The 26,842-nt window shown below is 72.5% G+C and carries 20 protein-coding genes and 2 pseudogenes; 9 read left to right on the top strand and 13 right to left on the bottom strand.

All coding sequences use genetic code 11. The features are described 5' to 3' along the window. Window positions 1–20: 20 nt before the first annotated feature. The 5 genes and pseudogenes from MRQ36_RS12765 to MRQ36_RS12745 form a co-directional block, all read left to right on the top strand. Window positions 21–602 carry a R3H domain-containing nucleic acid-binding protein gene (locus tag MRQ36_RS12765; protein ID WP_242795315.1) on the top strand — a complete coding sequence of 194 codons (582 nt, stop codon included), beginning with the start codon at window positions 21–23 and terminating at the stop codon, window positions 600–602. A 676-nt stretch (window positions 603–1,278) separates the two neighbouring features. Further along, window positions 1,279–2,058, top strand: a complete 780-nt coding sequence (gene rsmG / locus MRQ36_RS12760; RefSeq protein ID WP_278188179.1) for a 16S rRNA (guanine(527)-N(7))-methyltransferase RsmG — start codon at window positions 1,279–1,281, stop codon at window positions 2,056–2,058. Window positions 2,059–2,310: 252 nt separating this feature from the next. Continuing rightward, entirely contained in the window at window positions 2,311–3,681 is a 1,371-nt protein-coding gene (locus tag MRQ36_RS12755; RefSeq protein ID WP_308194800.1) for an AAA family ATPase, read from the top strand. Window positions 3,682–3,708: 27 nt separating this feature from the next. Further along, window positions 3,709–4,725: a ParB/RepB/Spo0J family partition protein gene (locus tag MRQ36_RS12750; RefSeq protein WP_242795312.1), complete on the top strand. Its 1,017-nt coding sequence runs from the start codon at window positions 3,709–3,711 to the stop codon at window positions 4,723–4,725. 1,167 nt (window positions 4,726–5,892) lie between these two features. Then, a pseudogene (locus MRQ36_RS12745) lies at window positions 5,893–6,663 on the top strand (hypothetical protein); the annotation flags it as partial. 191 nt (window positions 6,664–6,854) lie between these two features. Here the strand turns inward: MRQ36_RS12745 and MRQ36_RS12740 are convergent. Both MRQ36_RS12740 and MRQ36_RS12735 read right to left on the bottom strand, forming a co-directional pair. Further along, window positions 6,855–7,823: a D-alanine--D-alanine ligase gene (locus MRQ36_RS12740; RefSeq protein ID WP_242801061.1), complete on the bottom strand. Its 969-nt coding sequence runs from the start codon at window positions 7,821–7,823 to the stop codon at window positions 6,855–6,857. Window positions 7,824–7,860: 37 nt separating this feature from the next. Further along, window positions 7,861–9,174: a PLP-dependent aminotransferase family protein gene (locus MRQ36_RS12735; protein ID WP_242795310.1), complete on the bottom strand. Its 1,314-nt coding sequence runs from the start codon at window positions 9,172–9,174 to the stop codon at window positions 7,861–7,863. 293 nt (window positions 9,175–9,467) lie between these two features. Between MRQ36_RS12735 and MRQ36_RS12730 the strand changes: the two genes are divergently transcribed. Beyond that, a complete protein-coding gene (locus MRQ36_RS12730) occupies window positions 9,468–10,139 on the top strand; it encodes a GNAT family N-acetyltransferase (RefSeq protein WP_242795307.1) in 672 nt (223 codons plus the stop codon). A 27-nt stretch (window positions 10,140–10,166) separates the two neighbouring features. Here the strand turns inward: MRQ36_RS12730 and MRQ36_RS12725 are convergent, their stop codons facing one another. The 7 genes and pseudogenes from MRQ36_RS12725 to murJ form a co-directional block, all read right to left on the bottom strand. Next, a complete protein-coding gene (locus tag MRQ36_RS12725) occupies window positions 10,167–11,327 on the bottom strand; it encodes an N-acetylmuramoyl-L-alanine amidase (protein WP_242795305.1) in 1,161 nt (386 codons plus the stop codon). A gap of 153 nt (window positions 11,328–11,480) precedes the next feature. Further along, complete coding sequence (trxA, locus tag MRQ36_RS12720; RefSeq protein ID WP_242795303.1) at window positions 11,481–11,804, bottom strand: thioredoxin; 324 nt, start codon at window positions 11,802–11,804, stop codon at window positions 11,481–11,483. 40 nt (window positions 11,805–11,844) lie between these two features. Then, the gene (gene trxB, locus MRQ36_RS12715; RefSeq protein WP_242795301.1) at window positions 11,845–12,798 is read right to left on the bottom strand and encodes a thioredoxin-disulfide reductase; all 954 of its coding nucleotides are present in this window, start codon (window positions 12,796–12,798) and stop codon (window positions 11,845–11,847) included. Between the two features lie 193 nt (window positions 12,799–12,991). Next, window positions 12,992–14,066, bottom strand: a pseudogene (locus MRQ36_RS12710) (hypothetical protein). Beyond that, on the bottom strand, window positions 14,063–14,803 hold the full coding sequence (sigM, locus tag MRQ36_RS12705; protein WP_242795300.1) for an RNA polymerase sigma factor SigM: 741 nt from the start codon (window positions 14,801–14,803) through the stop codon (window positions 14,063–14,065). The pseudogene MRQ36_RS12710 and the gene sigM overlap by 4 nt, the downstream one beginning before the upstream one ends. Continuing rightward, on the bottom strand, window positions 14,800–16,410 hold the full coding sequence (locus tag MRQ36_RS12700; protein ID WP_242795299.1) for a protein kinase family protein: 1,611 nt from the start codon (window positions 16,408–16,410) through the stop codon (window positions 14,800–14,802). Before MRQ36_RS12700 ends, sigM begins: the two co-directional genes overlap by 4 nt. A gap of 442 nt (window positions 16,411–16,852) precedes the next feature. Continuing rightward, window positions 16,853–18,598: a murein biosynthesis integral membrane protein MurJ gene (gene murJ / locus MRQ36_RS12695; RefSeq protein ID WP_242795298.1), complete on the bottom strand. Its 1,746-nt coding sequence runs from the start codon at window positions 18,596–18,598 to the stop codon at window positions 16,853–16,855. A gap of 126 nt (window positions 18,599–18,724) precedes the next feature. Between murJ and MRQ36_RS12690 the strand changes: the two genes are divergently transcribed. Together MRQ36_RS12690 and MRQ36_RS12685 are read left to right on the top strand one after the other, a co-directional pair. Beyond that, entirely contained in the window at window positions 18,725–20,185 is a 1,461-nt protein-coding gene (locus MRQ36_RS12690; RefSeq protein WP_242795297.1) for a CCA tRNA nucleotidyltransferase, read from the top strand. Window positions 20,186–20,383: 198 nt separating this feature from the next. Then, window positions 20,384–22,411 carry a S8 family serine peptidase gene (locus MRQ36_RS12685; RefSeq protein WP_242795296.1) on the top strand — a complete coding sequence of 676 codons (2,028 nt, stop codon included), beginning with the start codon at window positions 20,384–20,386 and terminating at the stop codon, window positions 22,409–22,411. Window positions 22,412–22,475: 64 nt separating this feature from the next. Here the strand turns inward: MRQ36_RS12685 and MRQ36_RS12680 are convergent, their stop codons facing one another. From MRQ36_RS12680 to MRQ36_RS12665, 4 genes are all read right to left on the bottom strand, one after another. After that, window positions 22,476–23,981 (bottom strand): flotillin family protein, encoded by a 1,506-nt coding sequence (locus MRQ36_RS12680; protein ID WP_242795294.1) that lies wholly within the window; start codon window positions 23,979–23,981, stop codon window positions 22,476–22,478. A gap of 23 nt (window positions 23,982–24,004) precedes the next feature. Continuing rightward, on the bottom strand, window positions 24,005–24,526 hold the full coding sequence (locus MRQ36_RS12675; RefSeq protein ID WP_242795292.1) for an NfeD family protein: 522 nt from the start codon (window positions 24,524–24,526) through the stop codon (window positions 24,005–24,007). Window positions 24,527–24,577: 51 nt separating this feature from the next. Continuing rightward, window positions 24,578–25,381, bottom strand: a complete 804-nt coding sequence (locus MRQ36_RS12670) for a hypothetical protein (protein ID WP_242795290.1) — start codon at window positions 25,379–25,381, stop codon at window positions 24,578–24,580. A 283-nt stretch (window positions 25,382–25,664) separates the two neighbouring features. Further along, window positions 25,665–26,186 carry a SigE family RNA polymerase sigma factor gene (locus MRQ36_RS12665; RefSeq protein ID WP_242795288.1) on the bottom strand — a complete coding sequence of 174 codons (522 nt, stop codon included), beginning with the start codon at window positions 26,184–26,186 and terminating at the stop codon, window positions 25,665–25,667. A gap of 97 nt (window positions 26,187–26,283) precedes the next feature. Between MRQ36_RS12665 and MRQ36_RS12660 the strand changes: the two genes are divergently transcribed. Then, window positions 26,284–26,772, top strand: coding sequence for a methylated-DNA--[protein]-cysteine S-methyltransferase (locus MRQ36_RS12660; RefSeq protein ID WP_242795286.1), 489 nt, complete (start codon window positions 26,284–26,286; stop codon window positions 26,770–26,772). Window positions 26,773–26,842: the final 70 nt, after the last annotated feature.

Genomic DNA, 26,842 nt, shown 5'->3' with positions numbered 1-26,842 from the left:
GCGAGTACGGAGAAGAGACCGTGACCGACACCAGCATCCCCAGCGCCGAGCAGTCCCTGGACGAGGAGACCACGCCGGCCGCCGTGACCGAGGACGCCGACGAGGTGGAGGCGGGCACCCGGGAGAAGAAGTCCCCGGCCGAGAGCGACCTCTTCCAGCAGAGCGAGATCGCCGCCGACTACGTCGAGGGTCTGCTCGACATCCTCGACTACGACGGTGACATCGACGAGCTGGTCGCCGGTGGCCGCCCGGTCGTCGAGGTGGTCGGTGCCGGCCTGCAGAACCTGGTCGGTCAGCGCGGTGCCACCCTGGAGGCGCTCCAGGAGCTGGCCCGGCTCGCCGTGTTCCGGCAGACCGGTTCGCCGAGCCGCCTGCTGCTCGACGTCGGTGGCTACCGGGCCAACCGCCGCAAGGAACTCGCCGCGGTCGCCAAGAACGCCGTCGAGAAGGTCAAGGAGCACGGTGAGGCCGTGCGCCTGGAGCCGATGAACGCGTTCGAGCGTAAGTGCGTCCACGACGTCGTCAACGCGATGAGCGGCGTGGAGAGCGAGTCCGAGGGCGTCGAGCCCAACCGGCGCATCATCGTCCGGCCGGCGGACTGATCGAGTGACCCACGACGACAGCACGGCGGGTGCCGTGTCCGGCCCGGGTGGCACGCCGCCCGGGCCGTCGCCTGTCCGCCCCGAGCGCGGCGACCCGGCCACCCCACTCTTCTCCGAGGACGCGGAGCACACCCCGACCGCACCGGCGGCGCCGGCCACGACCCCGGAGGCACCCTTCTCGGGTACGCCGTCCAGCCCGTCGGACGGGGCCGTCCCGGCCGCGCCGGCGGGCTCCGTCGACGCGGCGTTCTCCTCGCCCCAGCCCGAGGCCGCGCGCCGCGTCGCCCCCACCGGTGAGGTCGGTCCCGCCTTCGCCGACGGCTCGGCCAGCAGGACCGGTACGAGCGGTCCCAACGTCTCCTCGGACGCAGCCGGGCGGGCCCGTGCCGAGGCTCGGTCGGGCGCGGCTGGTCCGGCGCGTTCCGAGGGCCCGTCGGGTGCGGCTGAGCGGGCCCGCTCGGAGGGTTCGTCGCGCCAGGCCGAGCCGGCGCGTTCCGAGATTCCGCCGGGTCGGACCGGGGTGGCGCGTGCCGAGGGTGCGGCCGATCGCCCGGAGGTGGTCGCTCCAGGAGTGTCGTCCGGCCCGGCCGTCGAGCCCGCTCGGGTGGAGGAGCGCGCTGCGTCCTCGTCGGACGGTGTCGACGAACCGTCGGCCGACGACAAGGCCACCGCTGACCTGCCGGCCGGGGAGGTGCCCGTCGGGCCACCCGCCGCGTCGGAGGTGACGCTGCCACCGGAGTTGGCGGAGGCCGCCCGTACCCTCTTCGGCGACCGGCTCGACCTGGCCGCCGCGTACGCGGAACTGCTGGCCACGGACGGCGTGGTCCGCGGTCTGATCGGCCCCCGTGAGGCCCCCAGGATCTGGGAGCGGCACCTGCTCAACTGCGCGGCGCTGGCCGAGCGGATTCCCGAGGGTGCCACCGTGCTGGACGTGGGTTCCGGCGCCGGGCTGCCCGGCCTGGTGCTGGCGATCGCGCGGCCCGACCTGACCGTCACCCTGATCGAGCCGCTGGCCCGACGGACCTCCTTCCTCATCGAAGCGGTGCAGGAACTCGGCCTGACGAAGATGGTCCGGGTGTTCCGGGGGCGCGCCGAGGAAGCCGCCACCGGTACGCGGGAGCGACCCGCGCTGAGCGGGAACGTGGTGACCGCCCGGGCCGTCGCGCCGCTGGACCGGCTCGCCGCCTGGTGTCTCCCGCTGGTCGTGCCGAAGGGACGGTTGATCGCGCTGAAGGGCGCGTCCGCCGCCGAGGAGGCAGCGGAGCACACCGAGGCGGTCGCCAAGCTCGGTGGGAGTGAGCCGCAGGTGCACCTGTGCGGGGTCGACGTGATCGAGCCGCCCGCCACCGTCATCGAGGTCGTGCGGGAGCGGGTGGTCGGACCGGCGGGTAAGAAGACCGCGGCGAAGCGGTCGCGGGGTGGCCGCAAGCGTGGGGATCGTGGCCGGGAACGCTGATGGCGTAACGCCTTTCCGGCCGGCGGTTCGGTCGTTGGAAAGGGTGCGAGGTGGCCGATCGATCAGAACCCGACGTGGACCCGCTACGCCTGTCCGCCGTAGGCTGACCGCGCGTCGATAGTGTGGAACGGCGGTGCCGGGTGGCACCCGACCCCGACCGTTCTCGACGGGCCGTACGCCGTGCGGTGCGAGCACGGGTACGGCCGATTGACGGGGTGCGGACCGACCATCCGGAGCGGGCAGGGATGACAGGTGCATGACGACGGTAGGTACGACGACCCACGGGTGACCGGGCCGGGAGGGCGACCCTCCGGCGCGGAACCCGTTTCACGTGAAACCGAGCACCAGGACTGGCCGGTGAACGGGGACTCCCGCGACCCCTCGGTACGCCCCGAGAACTGCGATCCTGTCGTCCGGCGGGAGCCGCCCGTGGTCGGTGGGGTCCGGCCGGCCGCGTCGGTTCCGGCGAATCTGCCGCCGGTGCGGGACGGGCAGGAGACCACCGGCCGGCCGGCCAACGTGGCCGCCTCCCGGCCGGTGCCCGTACGAGGGAACGCCGCGGCGGCTGCCCGGTTCGAGTCACCCGCCACCGGCGTGGCCGCAGTGGTGCCCCAGCAGCCGTCCCCGCACTCGGTTGCGGACGTCGCTGCCGTCGTGCTCCCGGGCGACACGCCATCAGCCGCCGGCTTCGGTGCCGACCCCGACCCCAGCACGTACGTTTCACGTGAAACCCCGACGCGCGAAGAGGATGACCCACCGTTGGCTATGGAGGCGATGCGCGCCGTGCAGATCCTTAATCCGAGTGGCGAAGTGACCATGCCTCGCCCGGAACGGACGCGGGTCATGTGCGTCGCGAACCAGAAGGGCGGCGTGGGGAAGACCACGACCACGGTGAACCTGGCGGTGGCGCTGGCCCTGCACGGCAACCGGGTACTCGTGGTGGACCTCGACCCACAGGGCAACGCCTCCACCGGGCTCAACGTCCCGCACCACACCGGCGTGCCGGACGTCTACGACTGCCTGATCGACAGCGTGCCGTTGGAGGAGGTGGCGCAGGCGGTCGAGGGCATCCCGAACCTGTGGTGCGTACCGGCCACCATCGACCTGGCGGGTGCGGAGATCGAACTCGTCTCCGTGGTCGCCCGGGAGTCCCGGCTCGCCCGGGCCATCGCCGCCTACCCCGGCCACTTCGACTACGTCTTCATCGACTGCCCGCCCTCGCTCGGTCTGCTCACCGTCAACGCGCTCGTGGCGGCGCAGGAGGTGCTGATCCCGATCCAGTGCGAGTACTACGCGCTGGAAGGACTCAACCAGCTGATCAACAACATCAACCTGGTTCGCCAGCACCTCAACCCGCAGCTCGAGGTCTCCACCATCCTGCTCACCATGTACGACCGGCGTACCCGCCTGGCCGACGCGGTCGAGCAGGACGTCCGCAACCACTTCGGCGACAAGGTGCTCCAGGCCGTCATCCCGCGCAACGTCCGGGTCTCCGAGGCACCCAGCTACGGGCAGTCCGTCATGACCTACGATCCCGGATCGCGGGGGGCGACGAGCTACTTCGAAGCCGCCCAGGAAATCGCGGAGCGCGGCGTCAAGGAGCCGGTGAGCCGGAATGCGTAGTGCGGACAAGTCGCTGGGAGGCGTCGCATGAAGAACCGTCCCCGTGGCGGTCTGGGCCGAGGGCTCGGGGCACTCATCCCGACCGCGCCGGTGGAGCCCGCCGCTCCGCTGAACGGTGAGCCGGAGGCGTCCGGCCCGGCGACGACGGCCGGCGTCCCCGAACCATCCGTCCCGGCCCCCGTGCCTCCGGCGGCGGAGACCGGTCCGCAGCTGAGTCCGGTGCCCGGTGCGCAGTTCGCCGAGATCCCGGTCGACGCGATCCTGCCGAATCCCAAGCAGCCTCGGCAGGTCTTCGACGAGGAGGCCCTGGAGGAGCTGAAGACCTCCATCCAGGAGGTCGGCTTCCTTCAGCCGATCGTCGTGCGCCAACTCGACGGCGAGAAGTACGAACTTGTCATGGGTGAGCGGCGCTGGCGGGCGGCCCAGGCCGTCGGCCGGGAGCACATCCCCGCGATCGTCCGGAACACCAAGGACGACGCGATGCTCCGGGACGCGTTGCTGGAGAACATCCACCGGGCCAACCTGAACCCGTTGGAAGAGGCGGCGGCGTACCAGCAGTTGCTCGAGGAGTTCGGCGCCACGCATGAAGAGCTGGCCCGGCGGATCGGCCGGAGCCGGCCCCAGATCTCCAACACGATCCGGCTGATGAACCTCCCGGCTCAGGTGCAGCGCCGGGTCGCCGCCGGGGTGCTCTCCGCCGGCCATGCCCGGGCACTGCTGAGCCTCGACGACGCGGAGGCGCAGGAGCAGCTCGCGCTGCGCATCGTCGCCGAGGGCATCTCCGTACGCGCCACCGAGGAACTGGTGGCGTTGGCGCTGGCCGACGGACCGGCGAAGACCCCCGCCGCCAAGCGGCGCTCGAAGCCGCACGCACCCGCCCTGACCGACCTGGCGGACCGGCTCTCCGACCGGTTCGACACCCGGGTGAAGGTCGACATCGGCCGGAGCAAGGGCAAGATCACCATTGAGTTCGCCACGGTCGACGACCTGGAGCGGATCGTGGGGATCATCGGGGTCACCGAGGAGGAACAGCCCGGCGAGTGACCCACCCGTCCGGCTTTCGGCCGCGTCCCCCTGACCGGGGCACGCGGCCGATTCATTTGTGCGGGAGGTCCCGCGAAGGTCGCCGGACCGGGCTGCTCCGAACGGTGCCCGGGCGACTTGGCGAATCCATTGGTCATCGGAGATGGTGCCTCGGCACCTCGGCACCTCGGCACCTCGGCACCTCGGTGCGAGGGCGGTAGCGGCGCTCGGCAACCTGCCCACCGGCGAGGTGAAGGTCCTCGGCTCTGCGGGTGCCAGTGTCGCAGTGCACTCGTGTTCGCCTGGGCGCTTCTCAGCGGCGGGAGTGCGGTGAGCCTGGCCGCGGCACCCGCGCCGGACGGCAGCCTCTCTGCGTGCCGCTGAGGGCGTTCGGACGCCTCGTGCGTCAGCTACCCGGGCCGGCTTCCTCGGTTTCACGTGAAACGCGTATCGGCGGTGCTGTCGACGTTCCCGGTTTCACGTGAAACGCGCCCAAGCGGCGCCGGTCCGCGATCGCGCTCTCGACCGAGCCTGTACCAGCGATGCCGTCAGAGGGGGCGTTTCCGTCGACCGCAGATCGGGGCGCTTGGCGTCGACTGACCCACTCGGGAAAGGCCAACACTGCCGCTGCCGACGAGCGGAGCTGCCACAGGGCCGCTGCCGCCCTTGACCGCGGGAAGCATCGGTCGCCTCGTCCGCGAGATGCGGACCGTTCCCCACGCGCGTTAGGCCGGGCGTCCGGATGGTGCGGTCCGGCCCCGCAGGAACGGCCATGTTCCACGTGAAACGATGCCGGCCGGTGACGCGGTCTCACGCGGCGACCCGAACGAGCGCAATCGGAGTACGCGCCGACTGGCCCAGAAACCTCGGTCCTGGGCGGTACCGATCTCGGGTTCGTTCGTTAGGGAAAGAGGGTCCGGCGGGACGGATCACGGGCTGTGGATGACGGGTCGCCACGACCCCTCGGTTATCCACAGCGGTTTTCCACAGGCCACCCCTGTTTCACGTGAAACCCCGCGTAAAAACGCATGCTGACCTGTGGATGACGCGGTGTGGTGGTGATCTCAGCACCCTGTGGACAACCTCGTGGACGAGGCTGAAACGGAGGACGATCCGCTCGGAGGCTCGGGTGACCCGAAGCGAATTCGGGTAGGGACAGCGGTCGCCGTCTCGGTTAGGGTCAGCGTCGTGCAGGACACCCCTCCCTCAGTTCCGGACTTCACCCTGTGGCCCTCCTTCCCCTTCGAGGGCGACCTCCGCGTCAAGAAGCTCGAAGACCCGGTTCCGGTCGAACCGCCCCGCCGGGGTGAGGGAGACCGGGAATGCACCGCGTGCAATGCGCCCGATGAGGCGTACATCTGGGTGGGTGAACGATGGCGGGTCCGCACGATGGACCGGCCGACCGGCCTGCCGATGGTGCTCATCCTCGAATCCCGGTCGCACCTGGATCTCGGAGACCTGCCGAACCTGCTCGCCGCCGAGCTCGGCGTGATGACGGTACGACTCGAGCGCGCGATCCGTTCGCTCGACGGCGTGGCCCGGGTGCATGTCAACCGCTGGGGTGACGGCTCGGCTCACCTGCACATGTGGTTCCTCGCCCGGCCGTACGGGCGGCTCCAACTCCGGGGCACCTTCCTCTCCCTCTGGGACTCGATCCTGCCGCCCATCTCCGAGTCGCAGTGGAGAGAGAACCTCGCCATGGTCGCCGCCTGGCTGGCCGAGTTCGGTGGTCGACCGCTGGCGGAGCCGCCGCGCATTCAGTGGCAGGCACCGTCGAGCCTCTCCGCCTCCCCGACGCCGGATGCCGACGTCGTCGACGACGAGCCGGTGTCCGTGATCGAAGCGGCCGAGGAGATCCCCGAGCCGGAGCCTCTGACCGAGACCGAGACCGAGACCGAGACCGAGACCGGGCCCGAGACCGAGACCGAGACCGACGGGACCGACGACCACGCGAAGGCCCCCCGCCCGAGCTGACCGCCCCCATCCGAGCAGCGGCCCGGGCCGGGGGCCGATCAGGGTCAAGGGCCAGTCAAACCGAGGGACTTGTCAGGGTCGAAAGAGCCGCCAGGGCCGAAAGGGCCGTCAGGCCCAAGGAACGGTCAGGCCCGAGGAGCGGCCTGGGCCGAGGAACGGTCAGGCCCGAGGAACGGTCAGGGCCGACGGGCCGCCGCGCGGGTGACCAGCGAGCCGAGAACCCGGCCGAGGTCCAGCCCGGCGGCCTGGACCGCCAACGGCAGCAGGGAGGTCTCCGTCAGACCCGGGGAGACGTTGACCTCCAGCACGTGTGGCTCCCCGGCCGCGTCGACGATGAGGTCCACCCGGGAAAGGTCCCGCAGACCGAGCGCCCGGTGGGCCGCGAGCGCCACCTCGGCCACCCGGCCGGTCACCTCGTCGTCCAGCCGGGCCGGGGCGTGCCAGGTGGTCCGGCCGGCGGTGTAGCGGGCGGCGTAGTCGTAGACGCCGTTGCGGGGGACGATCTCGACCGGCGGGAGCGCCTGCGGGCCGTCGCCGAGGTCCACCACGGAGACCGCCACGTCCATGCCCGGCACGTAGCGCTCGACGAGGGCGGTCTGGTCGTACGCGAAGCAGCCGACCATCGCGGCCGGGAGTGACCCGGCGTCCCGGACCACCGCGGCGCCCAGGCCGGAGCCGCCCTGCGCCGGCTTGACCATCAGCGGCAGGCCGAGGCGGTCGACGATGCGGTCCAGCACCGCCACCGCGCCGAGCTCCGAGAACCGGTCGTGCGGCAGGGCCACCCAGTCCGGGGTGGGGATGCCGGCCTCGCGGAGCACCGCCTTCGCCGACGGCTTGTCCCAGGCGAGTCGGGACGCCCGGGCGTCGCAGCCGACGTAGGGCACGTCGCAGAGGTCGAGGACGCCGCGCAGCGAGCCGTCCTCGCCGGTGGCGCCGTGCAGGGCGATCACCACCGCGTCCGGCGGGTCGGCGGCGAGCGCGGGCAGCAGCGCGACGTCCGCGTCCCGCAGCTCGGCCTCCACGCCAACCGCCCGCAGGGCGTCGAGCACGCGACGGCCGGAGCGGAGCGAGACGTCCCGCTCGTAGGAGAGCCCACCGGCGAGGACCAGCACGTGCAGGTCGCCGGCGACGGCAGGGTCGGTCATGGGATTCCGGGCGGTGGAGCTGACGGCCATGCGGGAATCATGCCAAGTCGGGTCCGGGCGCGTCGGAGCCGCCCTGGCGCCGCCGCGGACCGGGACCGCCCACCGCGCCGAAGACCCGGCGCATGGCGATCTCCTGCTCCATCACGCCGGCCAGCCGGCGGACGCCCTCCCGGATCCGCTCCGGGGACGGGAAGGAGAAGTTGAGCCGCATGTTGCCCGTGCCGGTGCCGTCGGCATAGAAGCCGGTCCCGGGCACGTACGCCACGCGCGCGGCGATGGCGCGGGGCATCATCGCCTTCGAGTCGAGGCCGTCCGGCAGGGTCGCCCAGACGAAGAGGCCACCGGCGGGCGTGGTCCAGGTAGTGCCGGTCGGCATCAGGTCGGTCATCGCGTCGAGCAGCGCGTCGCGGCGCTCCCGGTAGACCTCCCGGTAGACCTTCAGCTGCTGCCGCCACGGCATGGTGCCGAGGTAGGTCGAGACGGCCGCCTGGGCGTAGCCGCTGGGGCAGAGGATCTGCGCCTCGCTGGCGATCACCAGCTTGTCGCGGACCGCGTGCGGCGCGAGGATCCACCCCACCCGCAGGCCGGGGGCGAAGGTCTTGGAAAAGGTGCTCAGGTAGAAGACGCCGTCGCGCCGCCGGGCGCGCAGCGGCTTCGGGGCCTCACCCTCGAAACCGAGCTGACCGTACGGGTCGTCCTCCACCACCAGCAGGCCGGCGCGCTCGCAGATGTCGAGCACCCGCTCCCGGCGTTCCTCGCTCAGCGTCACGCCGGCCGGGTTCTGGTAGGTCGGGATGGTGTAGAGGAACTTCACCCGCCGGCCCGCCCGGGCGAGGTCGGCGATGGCCGCCTCCAGCGCCTCGGGGACGAGCCCGTCGTCGTCCATCGGCACGTGCACGACCTGCGCCTGGGCGGCCTGGAACACGCCGAGTGCGCCGACGTAGGTCGGGCCCTCGGCGAGCACCACGTCACCCGGGTCGAGGAAGAGCCGGGCCACCAGGTCCAGCGCCTGCTGGCCGCCGACGGTGACCACCACGTCCTCCGGGGAGGCGCCGCAGGACGCGTCGATCCCGGAGAGCGACATCACCTCGCAGATCCGCTCACGCAGCTCCAGGGTGCCCTGGCCGATGCCGTACTGGAGGGTGGTGGCGCCGTGCTCGGAGCCGAGCCGGCCGAGCATCTCGCCGACCGCGTCCAGCGGGAGCGCGGCGATGTAGGGGGCCCCACCGGCGAGCGACACGACCTCCGGCCGGCTGGCCACCGCGAACAGCGCCCGGATCTCGGAGGCGGTCATCCCCCGGACGCGGCGGGCGTACCGGTCGGTGTAGTCGTCGAGCGTCGTGCCGGTCATGACATCACCTCGATCGGGTGTCGGCGGAGCTGCCGCCCGGTGTGGTACCCGCGACGCCGGCGACCATGGCGGTGTGCGGACACCGGTTGTTCGATGGTAGTCCGCCCTGGCCTGGAACGACCCCACGTGGTGCGGTCCTTCCACATCCCGGACCGTCGTCACCGGCCCGGGTGGGCGTTCGCGCGTCCCCTCCCGTACGGTCCGACGGGGGCGTACGATCGCTCGTCGGGGGCAGGAAGGCGGTGCCGGGCCGCGGCGGTTCCCCCTCCGAACCGAGTTGTGGGGATGCGCTGATGTCGCGACGTCTGGTCAGTCTGACCCTCGACACCCTCGAAGACCTGCCCCGCCCGTGCCGGCAGTGCGTCTACTGGGAGCTCGACCCCGTCTCCGCCGACCGCGCCTGCGCCGCCGGTGACCCGGGTCTGGAGAAGGAGGCCTGGGTCTCCCAGACGCTGCTGGAGTGGGGTTCCTGCGGCAAGCTCGTGTACGTCGACGGCATGCCTGCCGGCTTCGTCATGTACGCCCCGCCGGCCTACGTGCCCCGCTCGATGGCCTTCCCGACCTCGCCGGTCTCCGCCGACGCCGCGCTGCTGATGACCGCCAACGTGGTGCCCGCCTTCGCCGGCGGGGGCCTGGGCCGGATGCTGGTGCAGGGCGTGGCCCGGGACCTCACCAAACGGGGCATCAAGGCGATCGAGGCGTTCGGGGACGCGAAGTTCGGCGACGGCGACGACAGCGACCCGACCCGGGCCTGCGTCGCCCCGGCCGACTTCTTCCTGTCGGTGGGCTTCAAGACGGTCCGCCCGCACCCCCGCTACCCGCGCCTGCGGCTGGAGCTGCGTACCGCGCTGAGCTGGAAGTCCGACGTCGAGTACGCGCTGGAGAAGCTGCTCGGTTCGATGAGCCCCGAGACGCTGCTGCGGCCGGTACGCCCGGCCCCGGCCACCCGCTCGACGACCGGCTGAGCCACCGCCCCACGCACCGGCCGGCGCTCAGTCGACCACCGTGCCGGCGGCCACCACCGCCCGCAGTTCGCTCACGTCGATCGAGCCCGTCGGCACGTCCCGCTCGATCGGGAAGTACATCCGCTGCACCGCCGCGACGATCGCCTCGACCACCCGGTCCCGGAACCTCGGGTCGACCAGCCGGCCCCGGTCCTCCGGTGAGGTCAGGTAGCCGACCTCGACCCGTACCGCCGGCATTCTCGTCAGCCGGAGCAGGTCCCACGCCTTGGCGTGGGTACGGCAGTCGCGCAGCCCGGTCCGCGCCACGATCTCCCGCTGCACCAGGCCGGCCAGCCGCTCACCGGTGGCCGACGTGACCCCGTTGTCGGTGCCGTAGTGGTAGGTCGCCACGCCGTTCGCGGCCGGGTTGGCGTGCCCGTCGGTGTGCAGCGAGATGAAGACGTCCGCGCCGAGGGCGTTGGCCAGCTGGGCGCGGTCGGCGTCCGGCAGGCAGGTCTGCGGGGCGGGGCCCCGGGTGAGCTGCACCCGCACCCCGGCGGCGGCGAGCCGGCCCTCCAGCCGGCTGGCCAGGTCGTGCACCAGGTCCGCCTCGGTCCAGCGCAGCGGCCCGTCCGGCACCACCATGCCCGGGTCGGTGCCGCCGTGCCCCGGATCGATGACCACGGTCCGGCCGACGAGCGTCGGCCCGGCCTGCCGGATCGCGTCGGACTCGCGTAGCCACTGGGGCCGGCCGCCGACCACCTTCCGGCCGAGCCGGCGCAGCGCGCCCATCGTGTGCGGGCCGCACGAGCCGTCCGGTTTCAGGCCCATCTCTCGCTGGAACTGGGCGACCGCCCGGGCGGTGCGGACGCCGTAGATGGCGTCGGCGCGGCCCGTGTCGTACCCCATCTCCAGGAGCCGTTCCTGCAGCGATCGGACGTCCTCGCCGATGAGCGGCTCGGGCACCGCGTGGTAGAGGGTGCGGGTGCCGAGCCGCCAGCGGGCGGCGTCCAGCGCCTGCCAGGTCTCGGTGCCGACCCGGCCGTCCACGCTCAGGCCGCGGGACTGCTGGAACGCGCGGACGGCGCGTTCCGTCCCGGCGTCGAAGTCGTCCCCGTGGCCGTCGGACGGAAGCAGGTCGAGGCCGGCGAGGATGGTACGGATCTCCGCCACCGCGGGTCCCCGGTCACCGGGTCGGATCGGACGCACGCACGACCCCCTCTGCTGCGGATGCTTACGGAGCGTACCGTGGCCGGTCACCGAGCGGCGCCGGGTTCGCGCAGGTCATCGGCGTGGGCGGCGGAAAAGAACGGAACCCCGCGCCCGGGATCGGGCGCGGGGTTCCGCAGGGGTACGTCGGCTCTACAGGGCGGACTCGATGAGCCTGACCAGCTCGCCCTTCGGCTTGGCCCCGGCGATCGACTGCACCGGCTCGCCGTTCTTGAAGACGGTGAGGGTCGGCACGGACATCACCCGGTACGCCCGGGCGGTCTCGGGGTTCTCGTCGATGTTGAGCTTGACGATGCTGACCTGGTCGCCCATCTCGCCGGCGATCTCCTCGAGCAGCGGCGAGACCTTGCGGCACGGGCCGCACCACTCCGCCCAGAAGTCCACCAGCACCGGCTTGTCGGACTTCAGGACGTCGCTCGCGAAGCTCGCGTCGGTGACGGCCTTGGTTGCTCCCACTATGAACCCCTCCTCCGGGAACTGCTTTCTTGAAGGTTTTTCAGTCTTGCAGGGTGGCGATGAAACGCTCGGCGTCCAGGGCGGCGGCACAACCCGTACCGGCCGCCGTGATCGCCTGCCGGTAGGTGTGGTCGACCACGTCACCGGCGGCGAAGACACCCGGCACGTTGGTCCGGGTGCTGGGCGCCTGCACCTTCACGTACCCCTCGTCGTCGAGTTCCACCTGCCCGCGGAAGAGCTCACTGCGCGGGTCGTGCCCGATGGCGACGAAGACGCCGGTGACGTCGAGCACCTTGGTGTCGCCGGTGTGCACGTTGCGCACCCGGACCCCGCTGACCTTGCCGTCGTCGCCGAGGATCTCCTCGACGGTGGAGTTCCACTCCACCTTGATCTTCTCGTTGCCGAGCGCCCGCTCGGCCATGATCTTGCTGGCCCGGAACGAGTCGCGGCGGTGGATGATCGTCACGGAGTCGGCGAACCGGGTGAGGAAGCTGGCCTCCTCCATCGCCGAGTCGCCGCCGCCGACCACCACGATGTGCTGGTTGCGGAAGAAGAAACCGTCACAGGTGGCGCAGGACGAGACGCCGTGGCCCAGGTATTCCTGCTCACCGGGGACGCCCAGCGGACGCCACGCCGAACCGGTGGAGAGGATGACCGCCTTCGCGCGGTAGGCCGTCTCGCCGACCCAGACGGTGCTGACCGCGCCGGAACCGGTGTCGCCGGTGTCCTTCAGCTCGACCCGGGTCACGTCGTCGGTGAGGAACTCGGCACCGAAGCGCTCGGCCTGCTTGCGCATGTTGTCCATCAGCTCGGGACCGAGGATGCCGTCCGCGAAACCGGGGAAGTTCTCCACCTCGGTGGTCGTCATCAACGCGCCGCCGGACTGCACGCCCTCGATCACGAGCGGCTTCAGGTTGGCCCGGGCGGCATACACCGCCGCGGTGTAACCGGCCGGCCCGGAGCCGATGATGATCAGGTTGCGGACCTCGTCCACTGCCGTCTCCCGATGTGTGTGTTCGTCATCCGTTCCGGCTGATCTGCCGCCGGACGATGTCGATCCCGAGTGCCGACGGCTCAGCGGCGTCGGCGCCTGACTTGCAGAACGTCATCGTACGAAGCGGGGATTCCCGAGCCGGTCATCCGGTGGGTCAGGTCACGTGGCGGGACAACCTGTCGTGACCGCGCCCTCACCCTACCCGCGTACGGAAACGGGTGTCCGCGCCGGATCCGGGCACACCGCACTCCGGACCGCTCACCCAGGCCCACCGGGCTCCGGCGGCGTCGACGAAGGCGACCACCAGGGCGGGCCGGCCCTGGAAGGAGGCGTAGTCGACCAGGTCGACGGTGAGCGCACCGCCGGCGTGCTCGGCGGCCACCGCGGTGAGGCAGGAACCGAGGGCGTCCGGACCGGTGAGCCGGCCCAGGTCACCGACGGCGGGGAGCCGTTGTCGGTCGTCCTGTGGCCCGTCCTGCGGGCTCTTCGATCCCCCGGTGCCGCCGGGCGGCACCATGCCCAGGGTGCGCTCGGGCGAGGTCGTCGTCAGGTCGCCGCCCGACAACCGGTCGGGCGTGTAGTCCGTACCGCTGCGGCGGGGTGGGCCGATGGTGCGGAACGGCGCCGCGGCCAGCGGGCCGGGGCGGGCCGCGCTCCCGGCGCGCTGGTCCTGCGCGGTCACCCCCGCGCCGTCCCCGCCCGCCGTGCCGACCAGCTGGTTGACGCCCAGCCCGACGGCGGCGAGGGACGCGGCCGCCAACGCCACGGGCCCGGCCAGTCGGGCCCACCGGCGCTGCCGGCGCCCGGACCGGCGCCGGGACGGTCCGTCGGCCCGGTTGCTGCGGCCCGGGCCGACGGGCCGCTGCCCCACGGCCGTGGCCGCCGGGGCGGCGGTGCGCCGCTGACGGGCGGTGCCGGGCAGGTCGGTGTCGGGGGCGGTCTCGCCGTGGATCGGGGTGGCCGGGCCGTCGGCGGTGGCGGCGCGGGGCTGCGGCACGTCGGCGGCGGCCGGTCCGGCGCCGGCCAGCGCCGCGGTGATCCGGTCGGCGACCGCCAGCGGCAGCTCCGGCGCGGGCGGCGGCCCAGTCGGCCAGGTCGGCCCGGACCAGGTCCAGCGCCGGCGCCAGCAGGGTGTACGCCTCCCGCCAGGCCGGGTCCTCGTCGACCAGCCGGGCGACGGTGACCTGCTCCGGGGTGCCGTCCAGGGCGCCGCCGAGGTAGTCGGCGAGCAGGTCGTGGTCGACCTCCCTGAACCTCCCGGACGTCACGTCTCCTCCTGGCTGGGGTCCCGTCGGGCGAGCCCCGACGACGATCCGACGCTGCCGGACGCCCTGGGGTTCCCGGCGGTGACCCGGGGCACGTCGGGTGCCGTACGGGCGGCCGGTCGACCCACCGGGCTCGGCTCGTCGGAGCCGGTGCGCAGGTGACCGAGGAGCACCGCCAGCCGGGCCCGGCCCCGGGCGCAGCGGCTCTTGACCGTCCCCTCGGCGACGCCGAGGATCCGGGCCACCTCGGCGACCGGATAGCCCTGCACGTCCACCAGGACGAGGGCGGCGCGCTGCTCGACGGGCAGCTCGGCCAGCGCCTGGCGGACCACCAGGGCGGTGTCGTGGTCCCGGGCGGGTGCGGCCGGCTCCACGCCGCCGGTGTGCCGGCCGGACTCGGCGTCGGTGTGGACGCCGTCGGGCAGCGGGACGGTGGCGTGCGTCTGTCGCCGGCGCATCCGGTCCAGGCAGGCGTTCACCACGATCCGGTGCAGCCAGGTGGTGACCGCCGAGTCGCCGCGGAACCGGGCCGCCGCCCGGTGCGCCGAGAGCAGCGCGTCCTGGAGGGCGTCCGCCGCCTCCTCCCGGTCGCCGATGGTCCGCAGGGCGACCGCCCAGAGCCGGTCGGAGTGCCGGTGGAACAGCTCGGTGAAGGCGTCCCGGTCACCGGCGACGTGGGCGCGGAGCAGGTCGACGTCGGACGCCTCCGCGCCCGCCCCGGTACGCCCCGGCCGGTTCACGAACCCTGAACGGTGATCTCCTGGACACCGATCTTGTAGCCCCGGTCGTTCTGGGGCAGCTCGGTGAGCCAGAACAGCAGGTAACGGTATTTCTTGTCCGGGTCGAAGCCGTTGCTGAAGGTCAGCGTGGTGCCCTCGGCGGGGTTGAAGCCCTCACCGATCGGCGTCTTCAGGTATTCCGCCACCAGCGCCTTGTCCCCGGCGGAGTCGGACTTCTGGTCCCTGGTGCCGGTGTAGAGGCTGGCGCTGGCCCCGCTGGCAGAGAGCAGCGCCTGCACCGACTTGACCGTGTGCGGGGCGCCGAGGTCGATCCAGACCCCCATGCCGCTCTTGAAGTTGCCGAACTTCGCGGTCTTGTAGGTCTGGGTCTCCCAGCCCTCGTCCTCGCTGCCGTCGATCACCTTCTCGGCGTCGTCGAGCTCGTCGCGGACCTTGCTGTCCGGGTCGATGATCCGGACGTCCTGCACGGCGAGCTTGCGGATCGGCGCGGCCGAGGTGGTGTCACCGGCCGGAGCGCTGTTGGAGGGCTTCCCGACCGGCTCGGGCTTCGGGTCCTTGTCGTCGCCGCCGCCGAGCGCGCTGATGCCGATGAGCAGCCCGACCAGCGCGACGGCCAGCAGACCGGCGATGCCCAGGGCGACCTTGCGTCCCCCGGCGGCGGCCAGCGGGGACCGCTCCTCCTCGGTGTCGGCCGAGAACCGCAGCGGGCCGGCCTGTGCCAGGAAGTGCTCGTCCGCCGGGATGTCCAGCCGGCCCAGCTCGGCCGCGAGCACGTCCGAGGAGGGCGGGGCGATCTCCGGGTCGAGCAGGTCCATCGTCAGGTCGTCCAGGTAGGCCGGGACACCGGCCCGGACCTGGCGGGGCGCGGCGATTCCGCCCGCGGCGTCCCGAACCGCGTCCGGGATGGCGGCGCGGCCGTGTCCGGCGGTGGCACCGTGCAGCGGGGCCTCGCCGTGCGGCCAGTGGCCGGTCAGCGCGAAGTAGAGGATGCCGCCGACCGCCCGGATGTCGTTCTCCTGGCTGTCCGCGCCGTCGGTGCGGGCGTCGGCCAGCACGACCCGGCCCTCGTCGCTGATCATGACCGTGCCGGGGTGGACGTTGCCGTGCACCATGCCGGTCGCGTGCACCGCGGCCAGCGCGCTGGCCACCGCGTTGCCGATGGCGGTCGCCCGGGCCGGGTCCAGCGGCCCGTCGGTGGTGACCATCTCCCGCAGGGACTGCCCGTCCACCCACTCGCGGACCACGTACGCGCGGTCGGCCTCGTCGATCGCGTCGTAGACGCCGACCAGGTTGGGGTGGATCACGCGGCTGGCCGCGACGGCGGCCTGGAGCATCTCGGTGGCGGAGTCGCCACCCGGGTAACGGAGGACCACCGCGACGGGACGGCGCAGCACGACGTCGACCCCGCGCCAGACCAGCCGGCCCGCGCTGTCGTTGTTGATGTGCTCGACCAGTTCGTACCGCTCGGCGAGGATCTCGCCGGCCGTGGGAGCACCGAAGGTCACGACCGGCGGAGCAGTCTCCTCCGCCTCCTGACCCTCGCCGACCTGGGTCACCCGTCCTCCCTCGGTGATCGTGTCGATCGATGGATCCGCGCTGCTGGGCATGTGCTTTCCGCTCTGCCTTCGGTGGAACCGGCCCAGCGGCGTCGACCCCGCAGCGTCGGCACCTGCCGTACCCGTCGAGAGCGACCTTACCCGGGATGCCCGGTTCTCCGACATGTCATCTTCCCGCCGCGGCCGGTGGGGAGCCAGCAGCCGGGGCGGACCATCGGTCGCCGACCGTCGTCCGTCCCGTAGCGGGCACATGCACCAGCCAATCTAGAGGTTGACCGCAAGTAGTCGACGCAGGGGCGGCACCGGTGTGGCGACCGTTCCGACGCTCTGCCGAATTCCCCCCGTTCGGGCCGTCACCCTCATCCGTACGGTTGGTTGTCCACAGGCCGATAGGCCTGCTGAGCGGTGGAAAACCGAGTTATCCACAGGCGTGTCCCCAGGCTGGTGATCCTCGTTTACCGTCCGTGTTCGGCGGGCTCGACCGGCAGCCGGGTCAGCGACCCAGCCGGCGGCGGACCATCCCGACCACTTCGGTGATCTCGCTGATCCGCAGCACCATCGCCAGTCCCAGGTAGGTCCCGGCGATCACCGCACCGCCGATCACCAGCTGGACGGCGGCGGCCACCCAGCTCAGGTGCGCCGGGTCACCGGGCAGCAACTTGACCACGAGCAGACCGACCAGCGCCGCGCCGAGCGCGGCGAGCACCACCCGGCCCAGGGTCCGCATGATCGCGCCCAACCCGATCCGGCCGACCCGGGGCCGCAGCAGCAGCGCCGAGATGATCGCCGCCGCCAGGTACGACACGGCGTTGCCGAGCATCATGCCGGCCGCCGCGAAGGTGGCGGAGAAGGCGAGGAAGAGCCCGATCTGGAGGAGCACCCGCAGCGCCACCACCGGGATGTTGATCAGCGCCGGGGTGCGGGTGTCCGGCAGCGCGTAGAAGGCGAAGGTGAAGAGCTGGCTGATCGCGAAGGGCACCAGCCCCACCGCGGCGACCAGCAGCACGGTGGAGGTGGCGGTTGCGTTCTCCCCGGTGAAGGCGCCGTAGCGGAACACCACCACGGAGATCGGGCCGGCCAGCACGGCATAGCAGACCGCGATCGGGGCGAGCACCGCGCTGACCATCCGGGTGCCCCGGGACAGGTCGGCGGTCACGTCCCGGAACCGGCCGTCGGCGGCGGCGGCGCTCATCCGGGGCATCAGCGCCGTGATGATCGAGACGGCGATGATCCCGTGCGCCATCATCAGCAGCAGGAAGACGTTGTTGTAGATCATGATGCCGGCGTTGTCGTCGCCGGCAGCCCGGGTGAGCAGGTTGACCACCACGAAGAGACCGAGCTGGTTGACCGCCACGTAGCAGAACATCCACGCGCCGAGCTTGGCCAGCTCGCGCAGCCCCAGCTCGCGGAAGTCGAACCGCCACTTCCACCGGAAGCCGACCTTGCGCAGCGCGGGCAGCAGGCCGACGGCCTGCACCGCCACGCCGAGCAGGGTGCCGCCGCCGATCAGCAGGATCCGGGCCCACCCCATCTCGGCGGGCTTGAGGATCTTCGCCCCGAAGACCGCGATGTAGACGGCGCAGGTGCCGATGACCACCAGGTTGTTGAGGATCGGTGCCCACATCGGGGCGGCGAAGTGCCCCCGGGTGTTCAGCACCGCCGCGATCAGCGCACTCACGCCGGTGAAGAAGAGCATCGGCAGCATCAGGTAGGACAGGTCGTTGACCAGTCCGGTGTACGCGCCGTCCTTGCCGCTGGCGTACAGCGCGGTCAGCACCGGCGCGAGGATCACCGCGATCAGCGCGGCGCCCGCCAGCGTGAGCACCGCCAGGGTGAGCAGCCGCTGGGAGTACGCCTCACCCTTGTCCGGGTCGACCTTGCGGCGGCGGACCAGCACCGGGATGAGCACGCTGGTGAGCACGCCGCCGAGCAGGAACTCGTACACCTGGTTCGGGAGGAACTGGGCGGTGGTGTAGGCGTTACCGACCAGGCCACCGCCGAGGGCGGCGCCGATCATCAGGTTGCGGATGAAGCCCGTACCCCGGCTGACCAGGCTGCCGACGGCCATCACCGCGCTGTTCGCGGCGGCGCTGGTCTCGGCGACCACCTCCGCCGGTGGGGCGGTGGCCTCCACCGCCGGCTGGTTCAGCGGCTCGGCCGAGATGAACGTCGCCTCGTCCGTGGGAGGGATCGCGCCGTCCGGCGTGGCGTTGGAACTGCGGTAGAGCCCGCCGCTCATCGGAGCCTCCCAGGGTCACGTCGGGGCAGGATGCCGACCCGACGGTGAAGAACCTTAGTCAACCTGTACCTCTTACCCGCGCCCGGCGGCGGTGTTCCGGGAGAGGACCGATAGGCTGGCGATCCCATGTCCGAAGCCTCCGCACCCCACGCCGCCGACCGCCGCGAGCTCACCGCCGCGCAGCGCAACGCCGTCGCCGAACTGCTCCGCGTCTCGCCGGTCGCCGACGAGCTGGGTCGCCGCTTCGCCGCCGCCGGCCACGAGCTGCACCTGGTGGGCGGTTCCGTCCGGGACGCCCTGCTCGGCCGGCTCGGCGAGGACCTCGACTTCTGCACCGACGCCCACCCCGACCAGACGCTGCAGATCGTCAAGGGCTGGGCGGAGGCGATCTGGGAGACCGGTCGGGAGTTCGGCACCATCGGCTGCCAACGCGACGGCCTCCAGCTGGAGATCACTACCTTCCGCGCGGAGGCGTACGACCAGGTCAGCCGGAACCCGGTGGTCGAGTACGGGACCAGCCTCGACGACGACCTCAAGCGGCGCGACTTCACCATCAACGCGATGGCCGTGAGCCTGCCCGAGCACCGGTTCACCGACCCGCACGGTGGCCTCGCCGACCTGGCCGCCAAGGTCATCCGTACCCCCGGCACGCCGCAGGAGTCGTTCCGCGACGACCCGCTGCGGATGCTGCGGGCGGCCCGGTTCGCCGCCCAGCTCCGCTTCGCCGTCCACCCGGAGGTCCGGGCGGCGATGGCGCGGATGGCCGCCGACCTGGACCGGATCACCGCCGAGCGGATCCGGGACGAGTTCACCAAGCTGCTCTGCGGGGCGGACCCGATCACCGGGCTGCGGCTGCTGGTCGACACCGGGCTGGCCGAGCGCTTCCTGCCCGAGCTGACCGGCCTCAAGCTGGAGATCGACGAGCACGCCCAGCACAAGGACGTCTACGAGCACACCCTCACCGTCGTCGAGAACGCCATGTCGATGGAGTCCGGCGGCTGCGACTTCGTGCTGCGGATGGCCGCGCTCATGCACGACGTGGGCAAGCCGGCCACCAAGGCGGTCGGTTCGGACGGTCGGGTCAGCTTCCACCACCACGAGGTGGTCGGCGCCCGGCTGACCAAGGCCCGGATGAAGGCCCTGCGCTATCCCAAGGACGTCACCTCCCAGGTGGTCAAGCTGGTCGGCCTGCACCTGCGCTTCTACGGGTACGGCCGGGGCGAGTGGACCGATTCGGCGGTCCGCCGGTACGTCGCCGACGCCGGTGACCTGCTCTCCCGGCTGCACAAGTTGACCCGGTCGGACTGCACCACCCGGAACCGGCGCAAGGCCGCCGCCCTGGCCGCGGACTACGACGCGCTGGAGGAGCGGATCGCCCGGATCGCGGCCGAGGAGGACCTGGCCCGGGTCCGCCCCGACCTGGACGGCAACGCGATCATGGAGCTGCTCGGCGTACCGCCGGGACCGGTGGTGGGCCGGGCCTGGCAGCACCTGAAGGAGCTGCGCCTGGAGCGCGGGCCGCTGGACCGCGACGAGGCCGAGGCGGAGTTGCTGCGCTGGGCCCGCGACGAGGGCGTCGTCGGCTGAGCCGGGTGGCCCGACCGGCCGCCTCCGACGACGACACGCCGGCGTATCGACCGAAAGGTTGACGCCGGTCACGGCGATCTTCCCGCATGATGTATCGGCGTCCTTCTGCCCCGCTGACCGATGTCCGGGGCGGGACGCGTCGATCACCCGTCGCCCGTCCCGCATGGACGGTCGCCGAACCACGGGGAGAAAACACACGTGCTACGCCGTACCGCGGTGGCCGGGCTCGCCCTCGCCGCCGCGACCTCACTGGCCTGCGTCACCACCGGTGGCCCGGCTTCGGCAGCGCCGCTGGCACCGGACAAGGTGCGCGGCACCGACGCGCCCGACGCCGTGCCGGGCCGCTGGATCGTCGTACTCAAGGACCGCAAGGCCAACGCCCGCACGGTCCGCACCACCGCCGACTCGCTCGTCGAGGCCACCGGCGGCTCGGTCGGCCGGATCTTCTCCAGCGGCCTGCGCGGCTGGTCGGCGAAGCTGAGCCCGGCCCAGGCCGCCCGGCTCGCCGCCGACCCCGACGTCGCGTACGTCGAGCAGGTCCGCCGGTTCAAGGTCGCCGGCACCCAGGGCACCCCGCCGTCGTGGGGGCTGGACCGGATCGACCAGACCACCCCGGTGCTCGACCGCGCCTACACCTACCCGAACACCGCCGCCGGCGTGACCGCGTACATCGTGGACACCGGCATCGACATCAGCCACCAGCAGTTCGGCGGCCGGGCCAGCTACGGCTACGACTTCGTCGACAACGACGCGGTCGCCGACGACTGCGAGGGTCACGGCACCCACGTCGCCGGCACCGTCGGCGGGAGCACGTACGGCGTCGCCAAGGACGTCGAGCTCGTCGCGGTACGGGTGCTCGACTGCAACGGCGAGGGCTACAGCGACGATCTCCTCACCGCCATCGACTGGGTCACCGCGAACGCCGCCAAGCCGGCCGTGGTGAACATGAGCCTCGGCTTCGGCGGGATCGTGCAGTCGGTGGACGACGCGGTCAACCGTTCCATCGCGGCCGGCGTCACGTACGCCGTCGCCGCCGGCAACGACCACGGCGACGCCTGCCTCTCCTCCCCGGCGCACGTGCCCGGCGCGATCACCGTCGGCGCCACCGACCACCTGGACTTCCGCGCCTGGTTCTCCAACTACGGGCCCTGCCTGGACGTCTTCGCGCCGGGCGTGAACATCACCTCGTCGATCGGGGAGACCAACGGCTCGGCGGTGGAGAGCGGCACCTCGATGGCCTCGCCGCACGTGGCCGGCGCCGCCGCCCTGCTGCTCTCGGCCCACCCCGACTGGACCCCGCAGCAGGTCCGCGACGCGATCGTGACCGGCGGCATCTCCGGCCCGGTGCAGGACGCCCGCAACTCGGTGAACCGGCTGCTGCACGTCGGTGCGACGCAGGCGGCCCGCTCCTCGTTCGGCCTGAAGGCGCGGGTCAACGGCCGGCTGGTCACCGCGGACAGCGCGGGCACCCTGCCGCTGATCGCCCGGGGCGCCGCGCTCGGGCCGTGGGAGAAGTTCGACGTGGTGGCGACGGCGGACGGTTTCGTCGCGCTGCGCGCCAAGGTCAACGGCCGGTACGTCACCGCGCCCGCCTCGGGCACCTCGCCGCTGATCGCGAACAAGACCACGGTGGGTACGGCGGAGAAGTTCACCCTCGTCGACAACACCGACGGCAGCGTCAGCCTGAAGGCCGCCTCCAACGGTAGGTACGTGACGGCCGACAACTCCGGCAAGCTGCCGCTGGTCGCCAAGTCCACCGCGATCGGCCTGTGGGAGAAGTTCGACTTCGCCGCTCCCCCTCCCACGATCAGCATGAAGGCCACCGCCAACGGCAGATTCGTCACGGCGCAGAACGGCGGCACCCTGCCGCTGCTCGCCAAGGCCACCGCGGTCGGTCTCTGGGAGAAGTACGAGGTGGTCGACGCCGGCCTGGGCTTCATCGCGCTGCGGGCCAAGGTGAACAACAAGTTCGTCACCGCGGAGAGCGGCGGGGCCAAGCCGCTGATCGCCCGGGGCACCAGCGCCGGGGCGTGGGAGAAGCTCTGGGTGCTCGACTACAACACCGACGGCACGCTCTATCTGGTGGCGGCGGTCAACAACAAGGCGATCACCGCGGAGAGCGGTGGCGGTAAGCCGCTGATCGCGAACCGGACCGTCGACTACTCCAGCCCGACCCTCGGACTGGGCGCCTGGGAGCGGTTCACGCTCACCCCCGTCCAGCCCTGACGTACCACCCGACGACGGTGCCCGCCGGATTCCTCCGGCGGGCACCGTCGTTTCTGCGGGTCGGTCAGTGCTCGACGGTGCTGCCGTCCACCGTGGCCTTGCCGTTGGTGTGCGCGCCGCCCAGCTTGGCGAGCAGGCCGGCCAGGTCGATGCCGGTCAGGTCGGTGCCGAGCTGGAGGCCCTGGGCGACGTTGCCGGCGACCGACTTGGTCAGCGACGAGGCGCCGTCGGTGGAGATGACGGTCATCTTGTCGATCGCGCCGATCGGGGCGCTGGCCGCCTCGACGACCTGCGGCAGCACCTTGACCAGCAGGTCGAGCACGGCCGCCTCGCCGTACGCGGCGAACGCCTCGGCCTTGCGGGCCATCGACTCGGCCTCGGCCTGGCCCTTGGCCAGGATCGCCGCGGCCTCTGCCTGGCCCTCGCGCTCGATCGCGTCGGCGATCGCGGTACGCCGGCGCTGCTCGGCCTCACCCTCCTTGGCACCTTCGATCGCGTTCGCCTCGGCCAGCGCGGCCCGGCGGGCCCGCTCGCCCTCACCGGTGAGCCGGGCCTGCTCGGCCTCGGCCTGCGCGGCGGCGATGGTGGCCTGCCGGCGCGCGTCGGCGTTCAGCACGGCCGCGTTGCGGGCCGCCTCGGCCTCCTGCTCGACCTTGTAGCGGGCCGCGTCGGCCGGCTTGCGCACCTCGGTGTCGAGCTGCCGCTGCTTCAGCTCGGCGTTGCGCTCGGCCACCTTCTGCTGCTCGGTGAGGATCGCCTGGTCCCGCTCGGCCTGGGCGAGCGGGCCGGCGGCGGCGGACTTCGCCTTGGCGGCGTCGATCTCGGCCTGGATGCCGGCCTGCTTGAGGGAGAGGTTCCGGTTCGCCTCGGCGATCGCCTCCTCGGCGAGCAGCCGCTCCTGCTCGGCCTGCTGCCGGGCCCGCGCCTCGGCGATGGCGGCGTCCTTGAGCACCCGGGCGGCCTCCGGCCGGCCCAGGTCCTGCAGGTAGGAGCCCTCGGCCAGGATGTCCTGGAGCTGGAAGGTGTCCAGCACCAGACCCTGGTTGGTCATCGAGTGCTCGGCCTCCTCGGCGACCGCGCTGGCGAACGCCGCCCGGTCCCGGATGATCTCCTCGACGGTGAGCCGGCCGACGATCGAGCGGAGCGCACCGGCGAGCACCTCCCGGGTGAAGTTGTCGATCTCGTCCTGCTGGTGCAGGAACCGCTGCGCGGCGGCGCGGATCGCGTCCTCGGTCCCGCCGACCTTGACGATCGCCACACCGTGCAGCTCGGTACGGATGCCCTGCTTGCTCACCGCGCCCTTGATGCCGACGTCGATCCGGCGGCTGGACAGGTCGAGCGACTGGAGCTTCTGCACCACCGGCAGGACGAAGACCGAGGCGCCGAGCACGACCTTCTGCCCGGACATGTCGGTGGAGCGCAGGCCCTCGGCGTTCTGGGTGGTCCGACCCTTGCGGCCGGTGACGATGAACGCCTCGTTCGGGCCGGCCACCTTGATCCGGGAGAGCACGAAGAGGACGAGGACGACGGCGAGGAGGACCGCGCCGCCGATGGCGACGAGCAGGGGCATGGGAGTTCCCGTCTGTCGGGGATTCAGTAGGTTTCGACGTGCACGCTGGTCTCGCTGAGCGCGTTGACCACGAAGACCCGGGCGCCGACCGGGATCGGCTTGTCGGCGCGGGCGTTGAGCTTGACCGGCTGGCCGGCGACGCGTACCCGGACCTCGCCGTAGCCGCCGGTGGGGACCGGGGTGACGACCAGGCCGATCGCGCCGACCAGGTCGTCGCGGGTGGGGGTGGGGTCGGTCCGCATGTCGCGCGCCGCCCGGGTGAGCCGGACCGCCAGCCACGCGGTGGGCACCGCCGCGAGCACGCCCCCGGCCGCCGCCGCGGCGACCATCCCGGGGGTACGACCACCGAGCAGCTCGTTGACGATGGCGGCCCCGAAGCCGAACGCGCCGGTGAAGCCGGCGACCGCCTCCACCGACACCGGACCGTCGACGTCGGGGTGGCCGATGTGGAGCAGTCCCGCACCGAGCAGGGCGACCGCCAGCACGCCGACGCCCACGCCGCCGATGATCAGAAATACGAGCGTCCCCGTGGCCACGACCTGCACGGTAGCCCCCTGGGGCAAGTCGGTGGCCGCCCCAGCGACCTGAGCGACCAATCAGTCCCGACCGATGGTGATCTCCCGTTCGGCGAGTTCCCGCGGCAGCGGCTGGCGGACCAGTTCCCGTCCGGTGAGGTCGGCGAGCACGAAGTCGTGCGACCCGTAGGGCCGCCGGTAGAGCAGCCGGTCGTCGGCGACCCAGACCACCTCGGCGGCCGGCAGTGGGTTCACCACCTCGCCGGTGGCGATGTCGACCAGTAAGGGCTCCCGCTGCCCCTGGACGACCACCCGTGTGCCGTCCGGTGACCAGGAATCCGGCCCGATCGGTCTGCCGGGCATCGACAGGAACCGGGTCGGCCGCCCGTCGGCGACGGAGAAGAGCTGCACGCCCCGGGCGAGGTCGCGCGGTGCTCCCTCGTCCCGGCGACGGGAGAGCGTCAACGCCACCTCCCGGCCGTCCCTGGTCCAGGCGAAGTCGCAGAAGTCACTGCACGAGCCGATCCACGCGTTCGTCAGGTGCGTCTGAGTCGTGCCGTCGGTGTCCAGCACGACGAAGCCGAACCGGTCCACCTGGTGCGTGGTGAACAGCAGCCGGCGGCCGTCCGGGGACCACTGGGGGCCGGAGAGCGCCCGGCCCACCTCGTACCAGTGGAGCTTGCCGGTGCGGACGTCGGTCAGGCCGACCTGGCGGGGTCGCTTCTCGTCCCGGACCGCGACGGACGACCCGGCGGGCGCCGGATAGACGCCGTCATGGCTGCCGGTCCGGCGGTACTGGCCGGTGGCCCGGTCGAGGACGAAGGCCGACCCCGCGCCGTTCCGGAACGCCGCCCCGACCACCCGCCGGTCGCCCGGCAGCAGCACCGGCCTCGTGGTCCAGTCCGGCCCCGGCTCGGGCAGCCTGGTCGGGTCGGGAGTGCCCGTGGCGGGGGCGTGCCCGGGTGCGGTGCCGGGTCGGGCCGCAGCAGCGCGAACGGCAGGAGCACCGCGACCACCGCCGCCACGGCGGCCCCGGCGGTGGCGACCCGGCGACGGCGGCGCAGCCGGCGGCCCCGGTCGAGCGCCCGGCCGGCCAGGTCCGGCACCGGCCGGGCCCCGTCCGCGAGGTCGTGTACGGCCGCCCGCAGGGCGTCCTCCGTCGACCGGGTCATCGCGTCACCTCCGAGCGGTCGGTCAGGTCGTCCAGTCCGGGCACCAGTACGCGGAGCTTCGCGAGCGCCTTCGACGCCTGGCTGGCCACGGTGCCGGGCCGGCAGCCGAGGATCGCCGCGGTCTGCTCGACGCTGAGGTCCTCCAGGTAGCGCAGGGTCAGCACGGCACGCTGCCGGGGCGGCAGGGCCAGCAGCGCCTCACGCAGCAGCATCCGCAGGTCGGCGTCGTGCCCGCTGTCACCGGTCGCCGCCCGCTCCGGCAGCACCGCGACCGGCACCTCCGGGCGCCGTGCCCGATGCCGCCAGCCGGAGACCTGGTCGTGGTAGAGGATCCGTTTCACGTACGGCTCGGCGTCACCGCGGATCCTCGGCCACCGGGCGTACGCCTTGGCCAACGCGTTCTGCAGCAGGTCCTCCGCGGCGTGCTGGTTGCCGGCGAGCGCGTACGCGATCCGCAGCAGTGCGTTGCCCCGTTCGTTGACGAACGCGGTGAACTCCCCGTCGGTCACCTCAGTCACCGCCCACCTCCGCTATCCAGGACGCGGGCCACGCCGGAAACTTTGCCCCGGTCCGTGCGTGGAGTCGATGTCGTGGGGCAGGAGCAGAATGGCGGACATGCGCTGGACCGTGCTCGACTCGCCGATCGGCGAGTTCTCCGTGGCCACCGACGGCGAGGCCGTGTGCGGGGCGCACTTCGGGCGGGTCGAGTCGGCGGTCGAGGCACCCGGTGACGAGGTGGCGCGGCTGGCCGTGGCGGAGCTGCGGGCGTACTTCGCGGGTGAGTCGACCGGGTTCACGGTGCCGGTGGTGGCACCCCGGGGTTCGTCGTTCGAGCGGGCGGTGTGGCGGGAGATGACCCGCATTCCGTACGGCGAGACGCTCACCTACGGCGAGGTGGCGCGGGCGGTCGGCGAGCCGGGTGCGGCGCGGGCGGTCGGGGTGGCGTGCAACCGGAACCCGGTGCCGGTGCTGGTGCCCTGTCACCGGATCGTCGGGGCGGGCGGCAAGCTGGTCGGCTTCGGCGGCGGCCTGCCCCGCAAGGTGACCCTGCTGGAGCTGGAGGCGGCGGTCGCGCTGCGCGTGGCCTGGCTGCCCGAGGGCTGATCGCACACGTCGTCCGCCCCGGTCCGAGCGAGTTGGCGGCTGTCGCCGTACCCGGAGATGGCGGCCTGAA

It is taken from the genome of Micromonospora sp. R77 (assembly GCF_022747945.1).
Classification (GTDB): Bacteria; Actinomycetota; Actinomycetes; order Mycobacteriales; family Micromonosporaceae; genus Micromonospora.
This window is presented reverse-complemented; position numbering and strand designations above follow the sequence as displayed.

What these genes read in the sequence shown, in the direction of transcription:
- MRQ36_RS12735 (WP_242795310.1), bottom strand. Translation starts at nt 9,174, where the DNA reads ATGACCGGCACGACGCTCGACGACTACACCGACCGGTACGCCCGCCGC.
- MRQ36_RS12700 (WP_242795299.1), bottom strand. Translation starts at nt 16,410, where the DNA reads ATGCCCAGCAGCGCGGATCCATCGATCGACACGATCACCGAGGGAGGA.
- MRQ36_RS12690 (WP_242795297.1), top strand. Translation starts at nt 18,725, where the DNA reads ATGTCCGAAGCCTCCGCACCCCACGCCGCCGACCGCCGCGAGCTCACC.
- MRQ36_RS12730 (WP_242795307.1), top strand. Translation starts at nt 9,468, where the DNA reads ATGTCGCGACGTCTGGTCAGTCTGACCCTCGACACCCTCGAAGACCTG.
- murJ (WP_242795298.1), bottom strand. Translation starts at nt 18,598, where the DNA reads ATGAGCGGCGGGCTCTACCGCAGTTCCAACGCCACGCCGGACGGCGCG.
- MRQ36_RS12750 (WP_242795312.1), top strand. Translation starts at nt 3,709, where the DNA reads ATGAAGAACCGTCCCCGTGGCGGTCTGGGCCGAGGGCTCGGGGCACTC.
- MRQ36_RS12660 (WP_242795286.1), top strand. Translation starts at nt 26,284, where the DNA reads ATGCGCTGGACCGTGCTCGACTCGCCGATCGGCGAGTTCTCCGTGGCC.
- MRQ36_RS12740 (WP_242801061.1), bottom strand. Translation starts at nt 7,823, where the DNA reads ATGACCGACCCTGCCGTCGCCGGCGACCTGCACGTGCTGGTCCTCGCC.
- MRQ36_RS12680 (WP_242795294.1), bottom strand. Translation starts at nt 23,981, where the DNA reads ATGCCCCTGCTCGTCGCCATCGGCGGCGCGGTCCTCCTCGCCGTCGTC.